This is a genomic window from Lewinella sp. W8 (assembly GCF_004375085.3).
Lineage (GTDB): Bacteria > Bacteroidota > Bacteroidia > Chitinophagales > Saprospiraceae > Neolewinella.
Genome location: NZ_SNAQ03000005.1, coordinates 239,181 through 260,777 on the forward strand (window position 1 = coordinate 239,181; position 21,597 = coordinate 260,777).

Consider the following 21,597-nt stretch of genomic DNA (forward strand, 5'->3'; position numbering starts at 1 on the left):
CGGGTGACCAATATATTCACTAAATCCGACTTTCTACCACAGGTATTCCGCCCCGAAGGAAACGGAGCGAATTCCGAAGTTAAGGTTAAGGGAAGTGGAGGCGTTAATGGGGCCATTTTCGAAAAATCTTTCCACGGAAAGACCACCGAGGCGGGTCAGGAGTCGAAATCGTGGGGATACGTGATAAAACAAGCCCAGGGAGGAACCTACGCCAGCCTGCGTTTGAGCGTTTTCGTCCGCTTCCCAATCTCCGTTGCTCTGCAGATTACTTAGTCGAGAAGACCCGAAGAAGACGGTCGGCTCCAAAAAAACAACAAACTGATTATCAGGATTCAGACTCCGGCGCGCCCAGACGCCGAAGCCCCACTGAAAGCGGCGGCTGCCGACCTGCGTACTGATGCCGTCAAAAACCGTTTGGCTGTGCGTCAGGTTCAGGGTTGCTCCTACCGCCCAGGAGGGGTTGAGTTGCTTGCCGATGCCGGGTCGGAATTGAAAGAAGCTGTTTTTCGAATCCGTATCGTCTTCGCCACGCAGGAAGGCCGAAAAATCTCCGCTAATGAAGGTGTCGTACTCCTGTGCCAGGGAAAAGGTTGTAAGGGTAAAGGTGATGAGGAGGGTAAAAAGAATCCGCATGAAATTGGGTTAATGGTGAAATTTTGCCATTCAACGGGTATTCAACTGCGCCAGTTTTCTACTGGTTTCAATAAGTTTCAAAAATACCTGCATATAAAAATCCTGATCTTTGGCTTCTCCGTTAAAGAAGACAATCTGTCCCCATCCCGTTTTCTTTTCCAGGTACATCACCGTCACGATCCCGGGGTCTCCCCCGGTATGACCAACGAAGCCGGAGTCCGTCATTTCCCAGAACCCTCCGTACCGATCTCCACCTTCTTCGATTTGCACCGACCGCTGCATCAGGTCGGCGTAATCCCTTTCGGCCAGGAGGTCTCCCCTTCCCTGCATCCCCGCGCTGGTGGCGGAAAGATAAATTCCCAGGTCCGTGACGCTGGTCATCAAACCGCCGTCGGGAAAGGTATTGAGGCCGTAGTGCGGCATGGGTTGGCGATTGCTGAAGTAGTGTTGGATGTGGGTCGTCATGTCTACTGACTCCGGCTGCCATCCGGTATTTTCCATGCCGATGGCGTCAAAGATGTATTTACGGGTGTATTCCTCAAAGGATACACCCGTAGCCCCCTGCAGGACGAGGGCCGCCAGGGCCGCACCGACGTTACTGTAGGCGTAGGACGCTCCGGGAGCCGCTTTACGAAAATTCTTTTTCTTAAAGTACTTCCCCGTAGGGCTTAAGAATGCCCGGCAAAAAGCTTCCAGTGACATCTTTTCGTGGCTGGCATACTTTTTCGCCGTTCGGAATTCTCGTCCCCGGACGGCCCCCCGCTCCAGACTAAGGGGCTCATTGAGGGTGTAGGCCAATTCGTACTGTTTTCCGTCGCGGATACCCGCCGTATGGCTGGCCAGGTGATGGAGCAGGATGGGCTGATCCGGGTGGCGAGGATGGCTTACCGCAAAGGGAAGGTAATCATTGATGGGGTCCTCCCAGTTGAGCAGGCCATCGTTCACGGCGCGTTGAAGGGCAGTACCAATAAAGGTCTTGGATACGGAACCAATGTTCTGGATGGTATTGGCCGTGTAGGGTCGGTCGGTCTCCCAATCGGCGTATCCGTATCCCCGGGCAAACTGTACTCCCTCATCGTTCACCAGGGCAATACCAAATCCAACTACCTGTTGCTGTTTCGCCAACGCCACCAATTCCCGGTCAAGAGAATCAATAATCCGGTCGGCTTGAGACTGCCCGGATAAGCAGTATGGAAAGCAAAGAAGAAATAGGATCAGCGCGGGGTGTTGCATGGGAACCAGCTTTATCGGGAACACGACTCGTACCGGGAAATTGTTACAGATGGGTTGTTTTATAGGTGTTGCGAAGACTTACCGTAGCCCAAAATCGAAGCCCCACCGAAGCAGATCGACGATGTCGTCGTTGAGGTCTTCTTCGCTGGCGATCCGAATATGGTGGGGGTATTTTTTACCGTACATCGGGCCGACCTTGTGCAGATAGGGACTTTGTAGCGGTTTGTCGTAGTAAAACTTCAGATCGAGTACTTTGGACATGGGTTTGACCACGAGCCAGGCATTCCGATTGGTAAATACGATGGCGTGCACCGCCGCACCGACGGTCTGGGGTTCCCAGGGCATGACGGCCGTCAGGAGTGCATCGAAGGCCAGCAATAAATTATCCGGCTTCCCGGCAAAGATGTCATCAATCGTCCGGTCACTACACATGTGTGACTGGTTCGTGATCTTGAACTGGCGATTACATCGGGGACACGTCCACACGGGAAAAAATTTGGCGTTTAGGGCTGGCTAGAGAGGATGAGCCATGGAATCAGTGGCCGGTGCCTTTGGTTAAAGACACCGGCCACCCCGGAGCGCAGCCAACTGGCGTGGAAACCTATTCTTCCGGTTCCGGCTGGTAGTAGTCGTCGAGTTTCCGCTCTTCCGGCGTCCCGAGCTTACCCACCGATTTTCCGACCAGCATCGCCACGGTGGCATCACCGGTAACGTTGGCTACCGTACGGCACATATCGAGCGGTCGATCTACGGCAAAAATGAGCGCCAGACCGGCTTCGGGAATTCCCGCCTGTCCCAAAACGATGACCAACATAACCATGCCGGCGCCGGGAACCGCCGCCGAACCGATGCTGGCCGCCAGGGCCGTAGTGATGATGCCCAGTTGCTGCATCAGGGTCAGGTCCATTCCGTAGGCCTGGGCGATGAATACGGCGGCAACGGCCTGGTAGAGGCTGGTGCCATCCATATTGATGGTCGCACCGATGGGCAGCACAAAGCTGGTCACCTCCTCGTCTACCCCAAGGTGCTCCTCTACCCTTTCCATGGTTACGGGCAGGGTGGCCGCGCTACTACTGGTACTAAAGGCGAGCAACTGAGCCGGGCTGATACCGCTGAAAAAGAAACCCGGACTTTTCCCGGTGAAAACCTTCACCAAAGTGGGATAGATAATGCCAATCATGATTGCCAGTCCCGCAAGCACGCAGAGGCTGTAATACAGCAACGCGACGAAGAGGTCGGCGCTGGGGGCCTCCACTACCAGCGCGGCCAAAAGGGCAAATACCCCGTAGGGCGCCGCCAGCATGATGAGGTCAATAAGCTTAAGAACCACCTCATTCACGCCGTCAAAAAAGTCCTTTACGGGCTTGGATTTCTTGGGATCAATGAGGATCAGGCCAACCCCAAAAAAGATCACGAAGAAGATCACCTGCAGCATATTGCCGTTACTGGATCCGGCGGCGATGATGTTGTCGGGCACCAGGTCTACCAGCGCCTGTAGTGGTCCGGCTTCCTGTTGCTTGGCCGCCGCTTCGATCCTGGCACCTGCGTCAGCCGCAAAATCGTTCAACAGGCTATCCCGGGTGCTTTCGTCCAGCCCCTTACCCGGACCGACGATGTTTACCAACAGCAACCCTACGACGATGGCCACCACGGTGGTCAGGATGTAGATGCCGATGGTCCTACCGCCCATGGCGGATAACTTGGAGATGTCCTTCAGGTCACTGATGCCCTTGATGAGGCTGGCCACGATCAGGGGGATGGCGATCAGTTTCAGGGAGTTGATGAAAATCGTACCGAAGGGTTTGATCCAGTCCTTGACGAACTGGTCCCAGCCGAACTGGGCGGCCAGGATACCGAAGAGTACCCCGGCGAGCATGCCGAGCAAAATTTGCCAGTGGAGCGCTAATTTTCTCATAATTGAAGTGTTGCGGCCGGAAAATACCGCCAAGGGAAGCGTATTGCCAAAAAGCCGGGCAAATCAGGTTCGGGATCGGGTGCTACGGTGCTGGCCTCCTGACCCTACATAAAAAATGGGCCCGGAAAAACTTCCGCGGCCCATCAATGCTTAAGAAAATCGCTAGTCTTTATCGCGCGGCCATCCGGTGGCCGTTGATCGATGGCGCTTTGTTGCCATTCAGTTTTTTGCCCAGTTCGGGAAACCCTTTTTCGGCCCGCTGAATGAGGTCCGGGGTTGGCCCGGTGGCCGTCCAGCCGCCGTCCACCAACAGCGTCTGACCGGTAATGTGGCGAGAGGCCGGGTTGAGAATAAAGGAGACGGTGTGCGCTACGTCTTCCGGGCGACCGACCCGTTGGTTGGGATTGAGCTTGGCCCAGATTCCGGCGTAGTCGTCCTCTTCCAGCGCCGTCCGTTCCGTTAAGGTAGCCCCGGGAGAAACGCAGTTTACGCTGATGCCCAGAGGTCCCAAAGGAAGGGTTAACTGCTTGACCAACATGGAGATACCGGCCTTGGACATCCCGTAGGCGGCCAGATTCGGATAGGCCCGCTCGCCCACGTTGGAGCCAATCAGGACAATATTACCGCCGTGCCCCCCGTCCTTCATTTTCCGGGCCGCCGTCTGTGCCAGGAAGAAGGAACCCCGAAGGTTCAGGTTAACGACCTTCTCAAAGCTCTCGGGAGCAAAATCAAAAAAATCGCCGAATTCGGTCAGTCCCGCATTGGCGACCACCATTTCAAGACGATGGTCCGGTATATCACTGGCGAATTCCACCATTTCCCGAATAAAATCCACGTTTCCGGCATCGCCGGGAAGGGCGAAAGCCCGCTGGTCTTCTTCGGTATTTAGTTGGTCCGCGGCGTAGTGGGCCAGGTCGGGGTCCAGATCATTGATCACTACGGCGGCGCCATCAAGAACAAGGTGTTTCGCAATTTCAAAGCCAATGCCGGTGCCGGCACCGGTAACGATTGCCGTTTTTCCGGCGAAGGGTAAATAGTTCATGTCTGCTGCACTCATTTGGATTAGTACACCGTAAATAGGCCAAACTGAAATTTAGTTCATCATCCCTTAGCTTTGGGCCGCGAATATTTCATCCCCGTGACTGATCCGACATGAAGCAATACCACGATCTGCTGGAACACATTCTTGAGAAAGGCGTCAAAAAAGAAGACCGTACCGGAACGGGCACGATTTCCGTTTTCGGGTACCAAATGCGCTTCGACCTCACCGAAGACTTCCCACTGATGACGACCAAGGAGGTTTACTGGAAAGGGGTGGTGCACGAATTGCTCTGGTTCATCCGCGGAGAAACCAACATTCGCTATCTCGTACAGAATAAGGTGAAGATCTGGAATGAGTGGCCTTACCAACACTACCTGGAAGTCACCAAAGGAGTCGATGCTCCCCGTAAGCATACTCACGCATGGAAGGAAGGATTAAAAAACTTCGTTCAGCGGATCAAGGAAGACGAAGATTTTGCCCGTCAATGGGGAAATCTTGGTCCGGTCTACGGCAAGCAGTGGCGGGATTTTAATGGGGTGGATCAACTCCGGGACACCATTGAAGCCATCAAAAAGAATCCGAACTCCCGGCGGCACATCATTACGGCCTGGAACCCGGTGGACATCCCCGAAATGGTTAAATCCGGCCTTCCCCCCTGCCATACGCTCTTCCAGTTTTACGTAGCGGAAGGCAAATTGAGCTGCCATCTCTACCAGCGCTCGGCTGACGTTTTTCTGGGTGTACCCTTTAATATCGGTAGTTATGCGCTGCTGACCCTGCTGGTGGCTCGGGAGTGTGGTCTTGGCCTCGGTGATTTTGTCCACTCCTTCGGGGACGCTCACCTCTACAACAACCACATGGACCAGGTAGCGCTTCAATTGAGTCGCGAAGAACGCCCCTTACCCACCGTACGGGTACGTGAAGGCGCCCCGGGAATTTTCGATCTCTCCTTCGAGGACATCATCCTGGAAGGTTACGATCCGTGGCCCAGAATTCCAGCACCGGTAGCCGTATGATGGTGGACAAACGACTCGAACTGGCGCGGCAGGAACACAAGGCCAATAAGAAATTCTTTTCCCGGCTAAAGGCCCGCCCTCCCAGGGATCTCGACGAGCAGTTCCACCAAAATCACGAGGAGGTGTTTGCCGAACTGGATTGTTTGGAGTGCGCTAACTGTTGTAAGACGACTAGTCCGATTTTCCGGGACGTCGACATTGACCGACTGGCCCGGCACCTTGGTATCCGACCAGCCGAACTGGTGGAAAGACACCTGCATCTGGACGCCGAGGGCGATTACGTGCTCAACGTGGCCCCCTGCCCATTTTTGGGCCCGGATAATTACTGCTCCGTCTATGCGGCCCGGCCCCGGGCCTGTCGGGAATATCCCCACACGGATCGCAAAAACATGCTTCAGATTCTTCCCCTCACCCTGCGAAATACCCTCGTTTGCCCGGCCGTAGGCGAGGTTGTCCGTAGGCTACGGACGGCGGGCCGGTAGGGAAAAAGGGCCGAACTGTCGCCCCACCAGCGAAAGCGGAGGGTTTTCCGGGGAAAACCGAAGAACGAATTACCTTTAGGACAAGAATCCATCCAACCTATCCTCACTCTAGCATGCGGCAACTTCAACCCGGCTGGCTGCTCCTTTTCGCCTTTCTGCTGACCTCCCCCGCACTTTCCGCCGGCCCCTGGCCGCCGGGGAAGGGAAAGGGTTATTATAAGTTGTATGAATGGTGGATTCGGTTTGACGAACACTACAGCAGCACGGGAGAACTGGACCCGAACGCCACCATTGGCCTTTACAACACCACCATCTTTGCCACCCACGGATTCTCGGATCGACTTACGGGGGTAATGAACCTCCCCCTGTTCAGTCGCAGTACCATCAACAATCAGGTATCCGGCACCCGGGGAAACATTATTGTCCCCGGGGACGAGATCAACACCATCGGAGACGCTGAACTCGGAATACGCTATGCCCTGTCTTCCCCCGGTGCCAAATGGCCGGTTGCGGTAGGCCTGACCCTGGGGCTTCCGCTGGGCGAAGCTGCCGGTGGCGAATTAGGAAACCTCCAAACCGGAGACGGTGAATTCAACCAGTTAATTTACGCCGAGACCGGTACCAGCGTTCAGCTCAGCAAATCCACCCAGCTCTACAGCAGCGTTATGCTGGGTGTGAACAACCGGTCGGGAGGATTCAGTGATGAATTCCGGTACGGCATGGACGTGGGCGTTGGGCTGTCCGGAAGTAAGCTCTGGATCATTGGGCGTCTGCAGGGCAGTGAATCCTTCTTCAACGGAGAAACCGCCGAAACCACGACTTCCACCAGCATTTTCAGTAATAACGCTGAATACCTGAGCCTCGGTGGTGAGATAAACTATTACCTGACGGACCGGCTGGGCCTCAGTGCGGGGGCCGCCACCGCCATCAGCGGGCGAATCATCGCCGCCGCTCCGGCATTCTCCCTGGGCATCTTTATCGATACGACGCGCTGATCAATGTGGCCCGTGATTCTGGCCGGTATTAGACGTGACCAGCATCAGTTTTACCGCTGACCTTCATCAGCTCCCGGAGAATATTCCGGTACGATCTTGGCTGCACTTCACCGCGACAGCCGTCGCTTAAGTGCCTTAATTATGAATGCCAAAGTACATGACCTGATGGTCGATCAGGTCATCACCACCGTTCCTCACAAATCCGTTGGCCACGCCAGAGACCTCATGCAGAAACACCACATCAAGTCGATCCCGATCATTAACAATGAGCGTGACTTACTGGGACTGGTAACTTCCGCCGACGTACTGAAACAAAAGAATCTTAATACGCCGCTTTCGGACGTCATGATCACTAAGGTGTACACCGTCCCGGAATACGCCGACGTGCACATTGCCGCCAGAATAATGCGCAACCATCGTATCCACCATCTCATTGTTACCCACGAGGGGAAAGTCAGTGGCATCATCAGCGCCTTTGACCTGATGCAACTGGTGGAAAATCACCGCTTTGTGGCCAAAAACCCACCAACACCCAGTAAGAAATCCCGACGATCGTAAGGCTGCTTACCAGGCAGCACCGAACATCTCTTTCTGCCCTGACGCTTTAGGGTAAAGACTACGCTGATGTCTTCCCTGCTGTATCAACTTAGGACGATACTCAAACATGCCCTGAGGAGCCTGGCATTTCTGCCGGTTCCCATGATCGCATCCGCCATTCTACTGGGCGTCATCCTGTTCAATCTGGAGGTCAACACCAACTGGAGCCAATCTCTGGAGTCGGAAATCCCCTCCCTGGTGGTAGGTTCTCAGACGACGGCACGCGCCGTACTGAGCGTGCTCATCGGCGGCTTGATCACCCTGACGGTTTTTACGTTCACCCAGATGATGTCCCTGTTCAATCAGGTGGCCAGCATCTACAGTCCCCGCCTGCTCCCCAGGTTCACCAGTGACCGGTCCCTGCAACTGGTCATGGGCACCTACCTTTCGGTGATTATCCTTTCGGTGATGGTACTGCTGAGTATCCGCAGCGACGAGGGAACCTACGTGCCCAATATCTCGGTGCTGGCCTGCATCATCCTCGGGATCGTCTGCCTGGTGCTCTTCGTATATTTCGTGACCAATATTTCCGACAAGATTCAGGTAACCAACATCATCAACTACCTGGGGGATCGCTGCGAACAGCTACTGGAAAATGAGAAGAACAAAGAAAATTTCAGTCACCTGCCTCCTCCGGAAACGCTGGCGCAATGGACGCCCATTGCCGCGCCCATCAATGGCTTCGTCGGGACCGTAAATTTCACCCAGCTATCGGAGTTGGCCAAAGCCACCGACACCCGTTTTTTCCTCTGCCTTCCCCGGGGCAAGTACATTACCCGGGGGCTACCGATCATCCTTTCCGAGAAAGATCTCGCGGCGGAGCAGCGGGAAGCGGTTCTGGATGCCGTCGCTCCCGTAACCGTGCGCTTTGACGATTGGTACCTGCCACAAATAAAACTCCTGACCGAAATTGCCGTCAAGGCCATGTCGCCAGGAATTAACGATCCCGGCACCGCGCTGGACGCCCTTGACCGACTGACCTCCTGCCTGCACCAGGTCATGCTGCTACCCGTGAATAACCACTACAAATCTCCGGACGGCAGTGATGTCTGGAAAGCCACCTTTTCCTTCGGGGAAATCCTGAATGCCTGCCTACAGGCCATTCGTAATTATGCCCGGGAGGACGTTCTGGTCTGTCGCAAATTATTTATCCTACTGTTTCAGCTGAAGGCCCTGGCCGCAGACTCTCCCAATCACCTTCGAATCATCAACCGGGAGATTCAGGCGGTCCTGGCGGACGTAAACCAGACGGTAAGCAATCCGATTGACCGTAAAGTACTGGCGGAGGACCTCTATCGCCACCGAAGGAACCTCACCCCGGCGCTGGCGAAAACCAGCTAGGCCCTATTTCATTTCTACCGGAGTCTTGCCGATTTCCACCTCGGCCAGCTCCTGCTCGCGGGCAGGCTCTTCCCCTTTATTGCGGTAAAACCCGTAGTGTTTTTCCTTGTCGAGCGTAAGCCCGGGACCGTGGAATAAAATCCTCCACCAGGCCTTCGGGTGACGGTACTCCATCATGTCACGTATGATGTCTACGTGCTCGTGGAAGACCAGTTTCACGGGATTGTAACTGTTCACGGGTTTGAGAATGCCGTAATTCGGGGTCTCTTCTTCCTCCTGAAAGGTGCCAAACAGCCGGTCCCAGATGATAAAGGTGGAGCCGTAATTCTTATCGAGGTATTTGTCCTCTCTTCCGTGGTGCACCCGGTGATGGCTGGGTGTCACCAGCAGGAACTCCACTGGCCACCAGAGTTTTCCAATGAGCTCCGTATGGATCCAGAACTGATAGAGTACCCCCAACTGCATGCAGATAAAGAATACGAAGGGGTCAAACCCCAGCAGGGCGGCGGGGATGAAGAAGATCACCTTGATGTGCTGGGTCCAGGATAACCGGAAGGCTACCGAGAAGTTATATTGCTCCGAGCTGTGATGCGTGACGTGAGTAGCCCACCAAAACCGCTGTTCGTGGCCCACCCGGTGCGCCCAGTATCGGCAGAAATCAACGACCACAAAACAGGCCGCGAAACTCCACCAGGTTACGGGTACGTAAAGTGGCGTCAGGTTGTAAAAAAAGAGGATACAGCCAAAGGTAAGGGCCTTGACCATGGCGGTGCTGACGAGATTGCCCACGCCAACCCCGGCGGCCGCCACCCCATCCTTGACGTCATACTTGTGCTTCTCGGCGATGCTTTCGTCTCCCCCCCGTGCCCGCAACTCCGCAAGCTCATGCTTGTACTCTCTGCGCCGCAAGAACCATTCCAGTACCGTCAGCGTCACCATTACGGGGACGGCATAGACGATCACGGGAGGGAAATCCAGCGCAAGAATGTCTTCATAGCTGTAGTACGGCTTTGACATAGGGGACGAAGGTCAGTGATGAGGCAAATATAAAAGTGACCACTGGTGTTTTTGCCGGAAGCCGGAACAAAAACACCAGTGGTCACTCCTGATCAAGAACGTAAATAAGGCAGATTATTTACGCGTACCGTACAGTTTTTTACCAGCTTCCTGGTACTTGTCGCCTTCTACCCAGATGGGGCGAACGTCGCGATCCGCGATCAGGCGTGCGGCCAGGGTAAAGATCTGGCAGTACTTCTTCAGGTAGGCCATATCGATGGTTTCGGGATTGTCCGTAACCTGGTGGTAGTACTTGAAGATGGCGTCGTCGAAATCGGCGAACCCGGGGCTGAAGGTCAGGGCCGGAACTCCCTTGGCGGCAAAGGAAACGTTGTCGGAACGGTCGTAAAGCCCCTGCTCGGGAGCCGGGTTACCGATCACGCGGGTATCGAAGGCCGCGGCGGCCCGTTCGATTTGCTCGTCAATCCCGGTACGGCCCATGCCGAACAGTGAGATTGCGCCGGTATCGTTGTAGCCCGCACCGTCGGTATTAAAGTTGTAAATGGTTTTCTCCAGGGGAACCAGCGGGTTTTCCGCATAGTATTTGGAACCCAGCAGGCCCATTTCTTCTCCGGTAACCGCCAGGACGATAATGGAACGGCGGGGCTTCTCTTCGGCAAAGGCCCGGGCGGCCGCCAGCAGAGAAATGGTGCCAAAGGCATTATCACGCGCACCGTTGAAGATGCTGTCCTGTTCCGTGTAGGCGCCACCACCCTGTTTGCCAACACCAACGTGGTCGAAGTGGGCGGTCATGATCATGTACTCGTCCTTGAGCGTCGCGTCGGCACCCTCGAGGATACCGCCCACGTTTTGGCTCATGATGATTTCCGAGCGCATACCGGTACTCATGGCTTTGCCGGGAAGTCCTTTTTTCTTTTCCTGCAGCTTTTCCAGGAAATCATCGTCTACCTTAATGAATCCGTAGGGGATTTCGGCAGATTCATTGCCTTCGTCGAGTCCCATCCGCTCTCCGCCGAAGTAGCCCTTGAAGGCACCCCAGGGAAAGGGAAGCTGATAGAGTTCAAAAATGGCCACGGCACCACGCTCGGCGGCCAGGGCAGGCTTATCCGAAACGCCCTTGAAGATGCCCTGTTGGGTGACGTCTCCGGGGATGCCGGGACGGGTGATCACGATCTTACCCTTGACGTCAAGCTTCTCGTAATCGTCGTGTCCGGTCTCGGGGTCCACCCAGCCGTAGTTGGCAAAAACCACGTTGGTGGAAAGCTCCGCGGCGGGGCCACGCATGATGAGCAGATCTGCTCCGTGGGTCATTTTCGTTTCCCCCACCATCAACATTCCCTCTTCCGGAGCGGCGATGCGCCGCAGCGGAACGGGTTGAAAGTAACTGTCTCCGTTAATCGGCGCGTAACCGTAGGCTCTCAGCTGGGCCGCGATGTATTCGGAGGCAATCTCATTACCCACGCTGCCGGTCCGGCGACCGGCCAGGTAATCGGAAGCCAGGAAATGCATTTCACCGGCAAGATCCAGTTCGCTGAAGGAAAATTCTGGAAGGCTCCGGTCAATGCCGTCGGGGGCATCAGCCTGAGCGGAAAGGAAGGAAATGCCACCGCATAAAAGCAGGGCAAAAGTTACTAGTTGCTTCATTTCGCAAAGGTAGGAAAGTTAGGTCTTTCGGCTTGCCGAACTCTACGGGAGTAGCCACCTCGTTCGATGGGTGACTTATTTTGGCCGACGGAGCGCAGGTGCAAGGCCCAGACAAGACGCCATCATTGTGGGCTTTCGGGACGAAACGCCCGATCCTTCCAGTAGAGATAGCCCCGCGGACGTACCCGGCACCCGCGCTCCGCGCCCCAAAGTTGAATCCCGTTTTTATGGATCCGCCGGCGGAAGGGCTGACCTCCACCGATTGATCCCTTCCGGCAACTTTAGCCTCCATCCGCAGCATTTACCGACAAAACCTACCCGCCATGCATCTTGCCCAAATCAATATTGCCCGCATGCTTGCTCCCTTCGAATCGGATACCATGAAAGAATTCCGGGACTTCATCGACCCCATCAACCAACTGGCGGAAGGTAGCCCGGGCTTTATCTGGCGATTGAAGGACGAGGAAACTGACCGTTCCTCGGGAATGGACAACCCCTGGGACGATGACATGATGATCGTCAACATGTCGGTGTGGCAAGACTTGGAAACCCTCCGGGAATTTACCTACAAAACCGTCCACGCCTACTTCGTCCAGAAACGCAAGCGGTGGTTCACCGGTTTGGATCATCCCCACGTCGCGCTTTGGTGGATTGAGGAGGGACAAACCCCTACCCTGGTCACGGCCCGGAAGAAACTTGAACTTTTGCAAAAGCACGGACCGGGGCCGGAAGCCTTTACCCTGAGTCGAGCCTTCGAAGCTCACCCGTAGCGAGCACGGATCAGTCGATTAACACGGATTCCTCTAAGAGTAATACGGCTAAATTGGAAAGAAAAGATGGTCGCCGCGCGCGGGAAAGATGAGCGTCAAATGACCAAATGCAATCGATTGTAATTCGTTGGAGAGAAAACATGCTAAAACAATGGGCTTCCGGGGCACCCCCTTCAATGCAATCGTTTGCAGTCAATGCACGGTTCGTCGGGTGCAAAAATTCGGATCATTTCCGGGTGCCAATCGGGCAATAAATTTCACATTTCTCTGGTGCTTCTCCGTCGGTTGGAAATCGGATAAAAGTGAGGTTACTCCGGAAAAGCCGTCTTGACGGGGCATTCCCCGCAAGGCCCCGTAATTATTAGGTTTTTCACCCCGCGTTTGGTCTCAGGATTCATTTTTTCGCTGCCGGAAGCAGTCTAAAAAGAAGCTAGGCCAAACCCCCTGCTCAAAAAATTTTTCTTTAGCGAAGTGGTAGAGAACAAAAATAATCTATCGCAGATTTGGCGTATTCCATCGGATGTTGCACATTTGAGTATACCACCTTACTTCTGGTTAGGGGCTATACTTGGATTTTTTCGCTAGTAATGAAGCTTTACGTCGATTTCTCTTTTGTACCTGGTCTTTGCCAAAAAGATCCCTCCGTTGAGGATGTTTTTGGAGACGATTCGCCCCTGCCACACGGCAAGGGCCTTTGTGGGTTAGGGGAAGCTCGTTGTTAAAATAACACTCATGTGTAACCACACAATTTCTGCTCACAAAAACGTAAGGGTGCCGCCCTAAATGAATCAGGCAACACCCCCACGAAAAATATTACATTCAATCATACAATTCACTAACATATGAAAGTGTTCATGCACTACCTCCCCAAGGGAAGCAGTAGCAACCTGAGCCGCAGCTTTTTCGCGGTGATGGTTTTACTGGTTTCTTCTGGCTGGGTGATGGCACGTACCATTACTGGTACGGTATACGATGAGACCGGTTTCGGGCTCGTCGGAGCCACGATCCTGGTCGACGGAACTTCCACGGGTACCGTTACCGACCTCGATGGTAATTATTCCGTAGAAGCCAATGAGGGAGACGTTCTTATTTTTTCATTCACCGGTTATACCACCCAGCGAATTACGGTGGGTTCCCAGTCCGTCATTGACGTTAATCTGGAGCCTGACGTGGCGGTTCTCGAACAAATCGTCGTTACGGGATACAACCAGCAGCGTAAGGGTGACATCACCGGTGCGGTTGCCGTTCTGGACGCCGATGAGTTGAGCTCCGTTGCGGCTACCTCGGTAAACCAGCAGCTGGAAGGACGGGCCACGGGTGTTCAAACCTCCACCTCCGGTGCTGCCGGTGACGGAACGAACATCCGGATTCGTGGTATTTCTTCCTTCACCAGTAATGACCCGCTGATTATCGTTGATGGTGTACCGCAGTTGAACAACTTCCTGAACAACATCAACCCCAACGACATTGCCAGTCTGCAGATTCTGAAGGACGCCTCGGCGGCCTCTATCTACGGTACGCGCGCATTGAACGGGGTAATCATTATTACGACGAAGAAGGGTAAGTCTGGTCGCCCCCGCATCACCTACGACGCCTACTACGGTGTACAGGATCACGAGCGTGGCTATGATGACATCCTCATTCAGAGTTCTCAGGATTACGCCGACGTATTCTGGGATACCTACGCTAACGTAGGCGCTACGCCTCCCAGCAACCTGTACGGTTCGGGAACTCGTCCGGTGCTTCCCGAGTACATCTTCCCCGACGGAGGTGTTGCCGTGGACGAAAGCACCTACAGCTACCCCGACAACCTGATCATGCGGGCCAACCAGCAGGGTACCAACTGGTGGGATGAGGTCTTTGGCGGCACGGCCCCCATTACGGACCACACGCTGGCCATTTCCGGTGGTACGGATAACGGTACCTACCGTATTTCTGCCAACTACCAGGATCAGACGGGTACGATGCGCGAAACCTACTTCACGCGCCTGGCCGTACGCGCCAACTCTCAGTGGAGCCTCGGTAAGGTAACCATTGGTGAGAGCCTGAACATTTCCCGGGTTTACTCCAACGGTGTTCCCGGTGGTAACCAGCGGGAAGGTGGTAACATCATCCAGATCATCAAGCACCAACCCATCATTCCCGTATACGACGTTAGCGGCGTAAACTTTGCGGGTGGTAAGGCCAACGGCCTTTCTAACGGTACCAACCCCGTAGCCCAGCTGGTTCGCAGCCGGGACAACGTGGGAGAATTTGACGCCGTAATCGGTAGTGTATTCGCCGAAATTGAGCTCATTGACGGACTGAAGTACAAGACCACCGCTGGTCTGAACTACTCCGTCGGTGGTCAGCAGCAGTTCAACTTCCCCACCTTCGAGAACTCCGAGCCGACGACGATCAACAGCTTCAACGAGAGCCTGAACCGTTCTTACAACTGGGTATGGACCAATACGCTGAACTACAACAAGAGCTTCAACGAGCGTCATGACCTGAACGTCCTGGTGGGCTACGAGGCCCTACGCGAGCGCTTCCGGGGCATGAACGGATCTTTTGCTCAGTTCTTCCTCACGGACCCCTCCGCCCGTTACCTTAACGGTGCCCTGGCCAATCCCGATACCCGTCAGGTATCCAGCTTCGGTAGTGAGTACACCCTTCAGTCCGTATTCGGACGGGTAGACTACACCCTCGACAACAAGTACCTGCTGAGCGCTACGCTGCGCCGCGACGGTTCCAGCCGTTTCGGTCCGGAGAACCGCTTCGGTGTCTTCCCGGCCTTCAGCCTGGGATGGCGGATGTCCGCCGAGCCCTTCATGGAGAACCTCGAGTGGATTTCTGACCTGAAACTGCGCGTAGGTTACGGTGTGGTTGGTAACGACAACATCGGTAACTACCGCTTCGTCAACCAGTTTGGTGGTGGTACGGCCAGTACCTTCTACGCCATCGGCGGTGGTAACACCATTGCTACTGGATTTACGGCGACCTCCCTCGGTGACCCCACCACGGGATGGGAAGAGAAGACGACGACCAACTTCGGTGTTGACCTGACCGTTCTTGACGGTAAGTTCAACTTCGTACTGGACGTTTACCAGTCTACCGTAGACGGACTGCTCTTCAACCCCGCCCTGCCCCTGACCGCCGGTACGCCCGCACCTCCCTTCGTGAACATTGGTTCCATGGAGAACAACGGTTTTGACCTGGCCCTCAACTGGCGCCCCAACGCCGGACAGTTCAAGTTTGACATCAGTGCAAATATTTCTGCTTACCGCAACGAAATTGTTGCCATTGACGGTGAGCTCGACGAATTCTTCGGTCGTGGTGGTCCCGGCACGCGGGTGGGTAACACCACCATCAACCGCCTCGGTAACCCCATCGGTACTTTCTTCGGATTCATCCAGGACGGTATCTGGCAGAACCAGGCCGAGATTGACGCCGCCGACGCCATCGACGGTGATGCTTCCACTACCTTCCAGCCCAACGCCGCCCCCGGTCGTTTCCGCTGGCGTGACGTAGACGGTTTCGATCCCGAAACCGGCGAGCGCACCGGTGTACCCGACGGTATCATTGACGATGCTGACCGGACCATCATCGGTAATCCTCACCCCGACTTCACGGCGGGTCTGAACATCGGCGTCAGCTACAAGAACTTTGACCTCACGGCCTTCTTCTTCGGTAGCTTCGGCAATGATATCTTCAACTCTACCAAGCAGTTCACGATTTTCCGTCAGTTCAACACGAACGCCGACCGGCGTATCCTGACCGAGTCCTGGTCTCCCAGCAATCCTACCGGAACGCTACCCGCCCTGGACATCAACGATACGGAAAGCCGTCTGCCTTCTTCCTTCTACGTCGAAGACGGTTCCTTCATCCGTCTGAACCAGCTGCAGTTGGGCTACAACTTCCCCAACTCCTTCGGTGGCGATGTGCTGAGCAATCTGCGCGTCTACATTCAGGGCCAGAACCTGTTTACCATCACCGATTACACTGGTTTGGACCCCGCACTGTCTAGTTTTGGCCTAAGTGGTCAGGACGCCGACGACTTATTCATGGGGGTTGATTACGGTAACTATCCCACCACTCGTATCTTTATGGTCGGGGTAAATGCTGCATTTTAACCTTAAACTATCACATGATGAAAATACTTATCAGAACATTCGCCCTTCTTGGGCTCAGCGTCCTCATCTGGACGTGTAGCGAGGACTTCCTGGATACTCCCCCCCAGGGCTCGCTCTCTGCCTCTAACCTTTCGGCTCAGGAAGGTATTGATGCGGCCCTGATTTCCGCTTACTCCCGGGTAGACGGTTGGGCCAACGACTGGGGTCAAAGCGCCTGGGGTACTTCCGGCTCCAACTGGCTCTTCGGTAGCGTTCCCAGTGACGATACCCACAAGGGTTCCGAACCCGCTGACGGGGTGACCATGGGTCAGATTGAACTCTTCCAGTGGCGTCCTTCGCTGCCGGAATTCCAGTCCAAATTCCTGGTGGTCTACGACGGTATCCGTCGGGCCAACGAGACGCTGTCGCTGATCAACGCCAACGAGAACCTTTCTCAGGCCGACCGCGACCGCCTCACCGGTGAGGCCCGCTTCCTGCGGGGCCACTACCACATGGAGGCCTGGAAAATGTGGGAAAACGTTCCCTACTTCTCCGAAGAGGACACCGATTTCCGCAAGCCCAACGATCAGGACATTTTCCCCCTAATTGTTGCTGACTTTGAGGCTGCCGCCAGCCTACTGCCCGCCACCCAGGCAGAAGTTGGTCGCGCAACCAGCACCGCCGCAAACGCCATGCTTGGTCGTCTGCACATGCTCAACGGTGACATGGCTTCTGCCTCCGCTGCCCTGAATCAGGTAACGGGCCGTAGCCTGGCTGATTGCTTCCACGACATGTTCACCACCTCCGGTGAGAACGGTCCGGAAATGATCTTCTCCATCCAGGCTTCCGTAAACGACGGATCCGGTGGTTCGGACAACGCCAACTTCGGCGACCGCCTGAACTTCCCCCACGCTGGTTCTCCCATCGGTTGTTGTGGTTTCCACCAGCCCACGCAGAACCTCGTAAACGCTTTCCGCGTAGACGAGAACGGACTGCCGCTGATGGACAACTCCTCCGACAGCAACCCGGCGGCCGACGAGCCCGTTGACCCCCGTCTTGACTGGACGGTTGGTCGCGACGGTGTTCCCTACCTGAACTGGGGCTTCCATGAGCCCAGCTGGATTCGTGACCGTGCCTGGTCCAGCGAATACAGCCCGAAGAAGTTCACCCATACGCCCGATGAGGCTTCCAACGTAGGTTGGGTACAGAATCAGCTGACCCCCATCAACGTGCCCATCATCCGCTACGCTGACGTACTGCTGATGCAGGCGGAGATCGACGTGGAGAACAACCGTCTCGAAGACGCTCGCGCCAAAGTGAACATGATCCGTGAGCGGGCCGGAAACTGCGCCCAGGGCGCAGACCAGAACCCCGTTCCTCTGGATGACCCCAGCACCAGCCACGCTACGTACAGCGTTGGTACCTACGACGATCCCTGGACCGACCAGGCGGCCGCTCGTGAGGCCGTACGCCTGGAGCGTCGTCTGGAGCTAGCGCTGGAGGGCCACCGTTGGTTTGACCTGCGTCGCTACGGCGAAAGCTACATGCTGCAGACCATGCGCGATTACCTCGCCGTTGAGGAGACGCGTCGGGAATTCCTGCAGCAGGCCGAAGGTCCTACTTCAGTCAACATGCTGTTCCCCATTCCCACGGCTGCCATCGACCAGAGTCAGGTTGACGGTAACCCCACCCTACGCCAAAACGAAGGATACTAAGGTATTCCTCTAACGCCCGTAAGGGGCCGTAGACCCGAAGCCCCCCGGCGGATTATCCGACCGGGGGGCTTCTTTTTGCCCGCGCTTCCCCATATTTGTTCGCCAAGTATTTACGTCTTGATTCGCACACTATTCTCACTGCTGCTCCTCAGTTCCCTTGCCGCCTGTACTTCCTTCACCCCGGATGAATGGGTAACGGAAATTCCCCAGATTGGCTCCTCCTCCTCCCCCATGGCCGTGGACCTCACCGGAGACGGAATTGACGACATTGTCTTCGGGGGTGGCGGTAAGGAGTTCACCGCCACGGATGCGGCCGTGGTTGCCCTGGACGGCGCGACCGGTCAGGTTATCTGGCAGCATCCGGCCCGTAACCAGATAGTGGGGTCGGCCATTTTTCAGGACATTGACTCCGACAGTATTCCCGATGTGTTTATCGGAGGACGGTCGGCGGTATTCTGTGCACTGTCCGGCAAGGACGGGCAGTTGCTCTGGGAGTTCCTCCCGGACGATCCGGCGGTGGCCTATTACGAAGACACCAGCATCCTCAATTTCTTCAATCCGCAGTGGGTTCCCGACGTCGACGCCGACGGCTACCGGGATATCCTGACCGCCTACGGAGGCTTCGTCAAGGCTGGTCCCGAAGTGACCGATCGCCCCGTCGGTTACCTGATGGTCATCAGCGGTTTAACCGGCAAAACCCTCCGGAAACTTCCCGTCCCCGACGGGCAGGAGACTTACCTCTCTCCCGTCGTACATGACTTCAACGGCGAAGGCAAGCTGGAAGTCATCTTTGGTACGGGCGGAGAAAACCTTGCCGGAAAGCTTTACCGCATTGAACTCAATGTTCTGATGAACGAAGGGCTGACCAGGGCAAAAGTGATTATGGACGGCAACGACAAGGGTTTTATCGCACCGCCCGTGCTCATCGACGTCAACCTGGACGGTACCAAAGACATCGTGATCAATAGCGTCGACGGACGGCTGCGCTGCCTCAACGGCAGCAACAATGAAACCATCTGGACCGTGCAGCCTCCCGGCGTCTTTGACAACTACACCATGCCCGGCCCGGGTTTCTTCGTGGGGAATGATGCCGTCCCGGACTTCTTTAATTCCTTCGGCAAGGGCGCCTGGCCGGACACCGAATACAGCCTGCATACGCTGGTCGACGGAGCGACGGGGGACATCATTTTCTCGGACACTCTGGGGACCTTCCAGTATGCCTCTCCGGTGGTGGCCGACTTTACGGGCAACGGGAAACACGATGTACTGCTGGCCGTCAATAAAGATTTGGAAATTCAATTTGGGGAGGGGGTCGATGAGTTCCTGGGTACGAGTCTGTACTTATTCGAAGAAGGACGAGCGCCCTCACGGGAGCTCTTCAACGCCAGCCTGGGCTCCAATTTAGGAAGTACGCCACTGATTACCGACCTCGACCATGACCAGCGCATGGACATCATTTTCTCTTACATGAGTGACCCGAAAAACTTCTACTCCTTTAAAAAACTCAAGGTGGAAAGGCGGGAGCTTCCGGAAGCTCCGGACGCCATCTTTCTCGGGAACTACATGGGGCCTAACTGTACGTCAATCATTGAATAGCATGCTACGCCTCCTCCTCCCTTTTTTCGTGCTATCCCTTTTCCTCCTCCTGCTTACCTGTGCGGAGGAAGATCCCGGCATTCGAAAGGGCCGTCTGCTGGCCGATCAGTACTGTGGTAGTTGCCATCTGGTTCCGGAACCGGACCAGCTCAACCGCAGCCTCTGGATCAGTGAAGTTTTACCCAAGATGGGGGCCTATTTCGGGCATTATGCTCCCTACGACCGGGCATTTTACCTCGGTCCGGACCAGGAAAAGGCCAACATTCAGCACCTGTATCCGCTGGAAACGACGATGGACACTGCAGACTGGCGGGCCATTCGCGAGTATTTTATCAACGCCGCGCCGGACCGGCTCGAAGAAGACGCCGCCGAAGCACCACCACTGTGGGAACTGGAGCAGTTTGCGGTGCGGGAGATAAGTGCTCCCCTGCACCAGAAACTAGCCCCCCTGACTACCCTCATCAGTTTCCATGAGGAAAGCGGGGAGATCCTGGTGGGTGGCCCCAAACGCAGTGGTGGAAGTCTGGATCGGTTCACCAACGGGAGCCAATGGATTGATCGTCGGGAGCTTGGTTCGGCCCCCAGTGCCGTGGGCGCACAGCACGAGATGGTCCTGGAAATGGGCAGCTTACTGCCCTCAGATTTCGCCCGGGGGAGCCTGACGCAGTTGCGCGACTCTTCCACTCTGCTGGACAATCTGGCCCGCCCCGTAGACGTACTACGGATCGATCTTGACCTGGACGGACAAGAGGAGCTCATCGTAGCCGAATACGGCAACCTCATCGGTCGGCTTTCCCGCTTTGAAGAAAGTACACCGGGCAAGTTTTTGCCCCTTACTCCGCTGGCCGCCACTCCCGGAGCGATCCGGCTCCGCCGGGCTGATCTGAACGCGGACGGACATGATGACCTCGTCGTACTCTTCGCACAGGGGGACGAAAGGATTGACGTTTGGTACAGCCATGCGGCGGGGCCAAAACACGAGCAATTACTCCGCTTTCCGCCATCCTATGGCTCTTCGGACCTCGAGATTGTGGACGTGGACGATGACGGGAAGCTTGATCTGGTTTACGCCAACGGGGATAATTTTGATTATCAGCCCGTGCCCAAAATCTATCACGGCATTCGGGTTTTCTTGCACCGTCAGGGGCAGTATCGGGAAGAATTTTTCTACCCCATGGACGGAGTATACGGTCTGGAAGTAGCCGACTTTGACGGAGACGGCGATCAGGATATCGCCGCCGTGGCCTACTACGTACCTCCCGCCGAACGGAGTCTGCGCAGTTTTGTCTACCTCGAGCAGCTGAACTTTCCCGAATTCCGGGGACAGAGCTTCCGCAAACCAAGGGATCAATACTACATGTGCATGACCCGGGGGGACATTGATGGCGATGGAGATCAGGACCTATTGCTGGGCAATTTCGCGGGTTACCTTCCCGACGGCATGCCCGGGGAGAACGCCCGGACTCCCGGTCAACCCGCCTACCTTTTATTGGAAAACCGCCATCGTTAA

General features: G+C 55.5%; 17 protein-coding genes. 10 read left to right on the plus strand and 7 right to left on the minus strand.

Going from position 1 to position 21,597, the window contains the following annotated elements; translation table 11 throughout:
• Positions 1 to 33: 33 nt before the first annotated feature.
• The 5 genes from E1J53_RS08170 to E1J53_RS08190 all read right to left on the minus strand — a co-directional run bounded on the left by E1J53_RS08170 (position 34) and on the right by E1J53_RS08190 (position 4,823).
• Positions 34 to 633, minus strand: a complete 600-nt coding sequence (locus tag E1J53_RS08170; RefSeq protein WP_134272285.1) for a hypothetical protein — start codon at positions 631 to 633, stop codon at positions 34 to 36.
• Between the two features lie 30 nt (positions 634 to 663).
• Positions 664 to 1,866 (minus strand): serine hydrolase, encoded by a 1,203-nt coding sequence (locus E1J53_RS08175; RefSeq protein ID WP_134272284.1) that lies wholly within the window; start codon positions 1,864 to 1,866, stop codon positions 664 to 666.
• 78 nt (positions 1,867 to 1,944) lie between these two features.
• On the minus strand, positions 1,945 to 2,298 hold the full coding sequence (locus E1J53_RS08180) for a DUF5655 domain-containing protein (protein ID WP_134272283.1): 354 nt from the start codon (positions 2,296 to 2,298) through the stop codon (positions 1,945 to 1,947).
• A gap of 169 nt (positions 2,299 to 2,467) precedes the next feature.
• Positions 2,468 to 3,781 (minus strand): dicarboxylate/amino acid:cation symporter, encoded by a 1,314-nt coding sequence (locus E1J53_RS08185; RefSeq protein WP_134272282.1) that lies wholly within the window; start codon positions 3,779 to 3,781, stop codon positions 2,468 to 2,470.
• A 169-nt stretch (positions 3,782 to 3,950) separates the two neighbouring features.
• Entirely contained in the window at positions 3,951 to 4,823 is an 873-nt protein-coding gene (locus tag E1J53_RS08190; RefSeq protein WP_134272281.1) for an SDR family NAD(P)-dependent oxidoreductase, read from the minus strand.
• Positions 4,824 to 4,933: 110 nt separating this feature from the next.
• Between E1J53_RS08190 and E1J53_RS08195 the strand changes: the two genes are divergently transcribed.
• The 5 genes from E1J53_RS08195 (at position 4,934) to E1J53_RS08215 (ending at position 9,254) form a co-directional block, all read left to right on the plus strand.
• Complete coding sequence (locus tag E1J53_RS08195; RefSeq protein ID WP_134272280.1) at positions 4,934 to 5,839, plus strand: thymidylate synthase; 906 nt, start codon at positions 4,934 to 4,936, stop codon at positions 5,837 to 5,839.
• Positions 5,836 to 6,321: a YkgJ family cysteine cluster protein gene (locus tag E1J53_RS08200; protein ID WP_134272469.1), complete on the plus strand. Its 486-nt coding sequence runs from the start codon at positions 5,836 to 5,838 to the stop codon at positions 6,319 to 6,321. The genes E1J53_RS08195 and E1J53_RS08200 overlap by 4 nt, the downstream gene beginning before the upstream one ends.
• Before the next feature lie 113 nt (positions 6,322 to 6,434).
• The gene (locus tag E1J53_RS08205) at positions 6,435 to 7,316 is read left to right on the plus strand and encodes a hypothetical protein (protein WP_134272279.1); all 882 of its coding nucleotides are present in this window, start codon (positions 6,435 to 6,437) and stop codon (positions 7,314 to 7,316) included.
• A gap of 141 nt (positions 7,317 to 7,457) precedes the next feature.
• Positions 7,458 to 7,874, plus strand: a complete 417-nt coding sequence (locus E1J53_RS08210; protein ID WP_134272278.1) for an HPP family protein — start codon at positions 7,458 to 7,460, stop codon at positions 7,872 to 7,874.
• Between the two features lie 66 nt (positions 7,875 to 7,940).
• A complete protein-coding gene (locus E1J53_RS08215; protein ID WP_134272277.1) occupies positions 7,941 to 9,254 on the plus strand; it encodes a DUF2254 domain-containing protein in 1,314 nt (437 codons plus the stop codon).
• Between the two features lie 3 nt (positions 9,255 to 9,257).
• Here the strand turns inward: E1J53_RS08215 and E1J53_RS08220 are convergent, their stop codons facing one another.
• Entirely contained in the window at positions 9,258 to 10,271 is a 1,014-nt protein-coding gene (locus tag E1J53_RS08220) for a sterol desaturase family protein (RefSeq protein WP_134272276.1), read from the minus strand.
• Between the two features lie 114 nt (positions 10,272 to 10,385).
• Positions 10,386 to 11,915: a M28 family peptidase gene (locus tag E1J53_RS08225; protein ID WP_134272275.1), complete on the minus strand. Its 1,530-nt coding sequence runs from the start codon at positions 11,913 to 11,915 to the stop codon at positions 10,386 to 10,388.
• Positions 11,916 to 12,238: 323 nt separating this feature from the next.
• Between E1J53_RS08225 and E1J53_RS08230 the strand changes: the two genes are divergently transcribed.
• From E1J53_RS08230 to E1J53_RS08250, 5 genes are all read left to right on the plus strand, one after another.
• Positions 12,239 to 12,685 carry a DUF3291 domain-containing protein gene (locus E1J53_RS08230; RefSeq protein ID WP_134272274.1) on the plus strand — a complete coding sequence of 149 codons (447 nt, stop codon included), beginning with the start codon at positions 12,239 to 12,241 and terminating at the stop codon, positions 12,683 to 12,685.
• Between the two features lie 842 nt (positions 12,686 to 13,527).
• A complete protein-coding gene (locus tag E1J53_RS08235) occupies positions 13,528 to 16,797 on the plus strand; it encodes a TonB-dependent receptor (protein WP_134272273.1) in 3,270 nt (1,089 codons plus the stop codon).
• 14 nt (positions 16,798 to 16,811) lie between these two features.
• Complete coding sequence (locus E1J53_RS08240; protein WP_134272272.1) at positions 16,812 to 18,491, plus strand: RagB/SusD family nutrient uptake outer membrane protein; 1,680 nt, start codon at positions 16,812 to 16,814, stop codon at positions 18,489 to 18,491.
• A 117-nt stretch (positions 18,492 to 18,608) separates the two neighbouring features.
• Positions 18,609 to 20,087, plus strand: a complete 1,479-nt coding sequence (locus tag E1J53_RS08245) for a PQQ-binding-like beta-propeller repeat protein (RefSeq protein WP_134272271.1) — start codon at positions 18,609 to 18,611, stop codon at positions 20,085 to 20,087.
• 1 nt (position 20,088) lies between these two features.
• The gene (locus tag E1J53_RS08250) at positions 20,089 to 21,597 is read left to right on the plus strand and encodes a VCBS repeat-containing protein (protein ID WP_134272270.1); all 1,509 of its coding nucleotides are present in this window, start codon (positions 20,089 to 20,091) and stop codon (positions 21,595 to 21,597) included.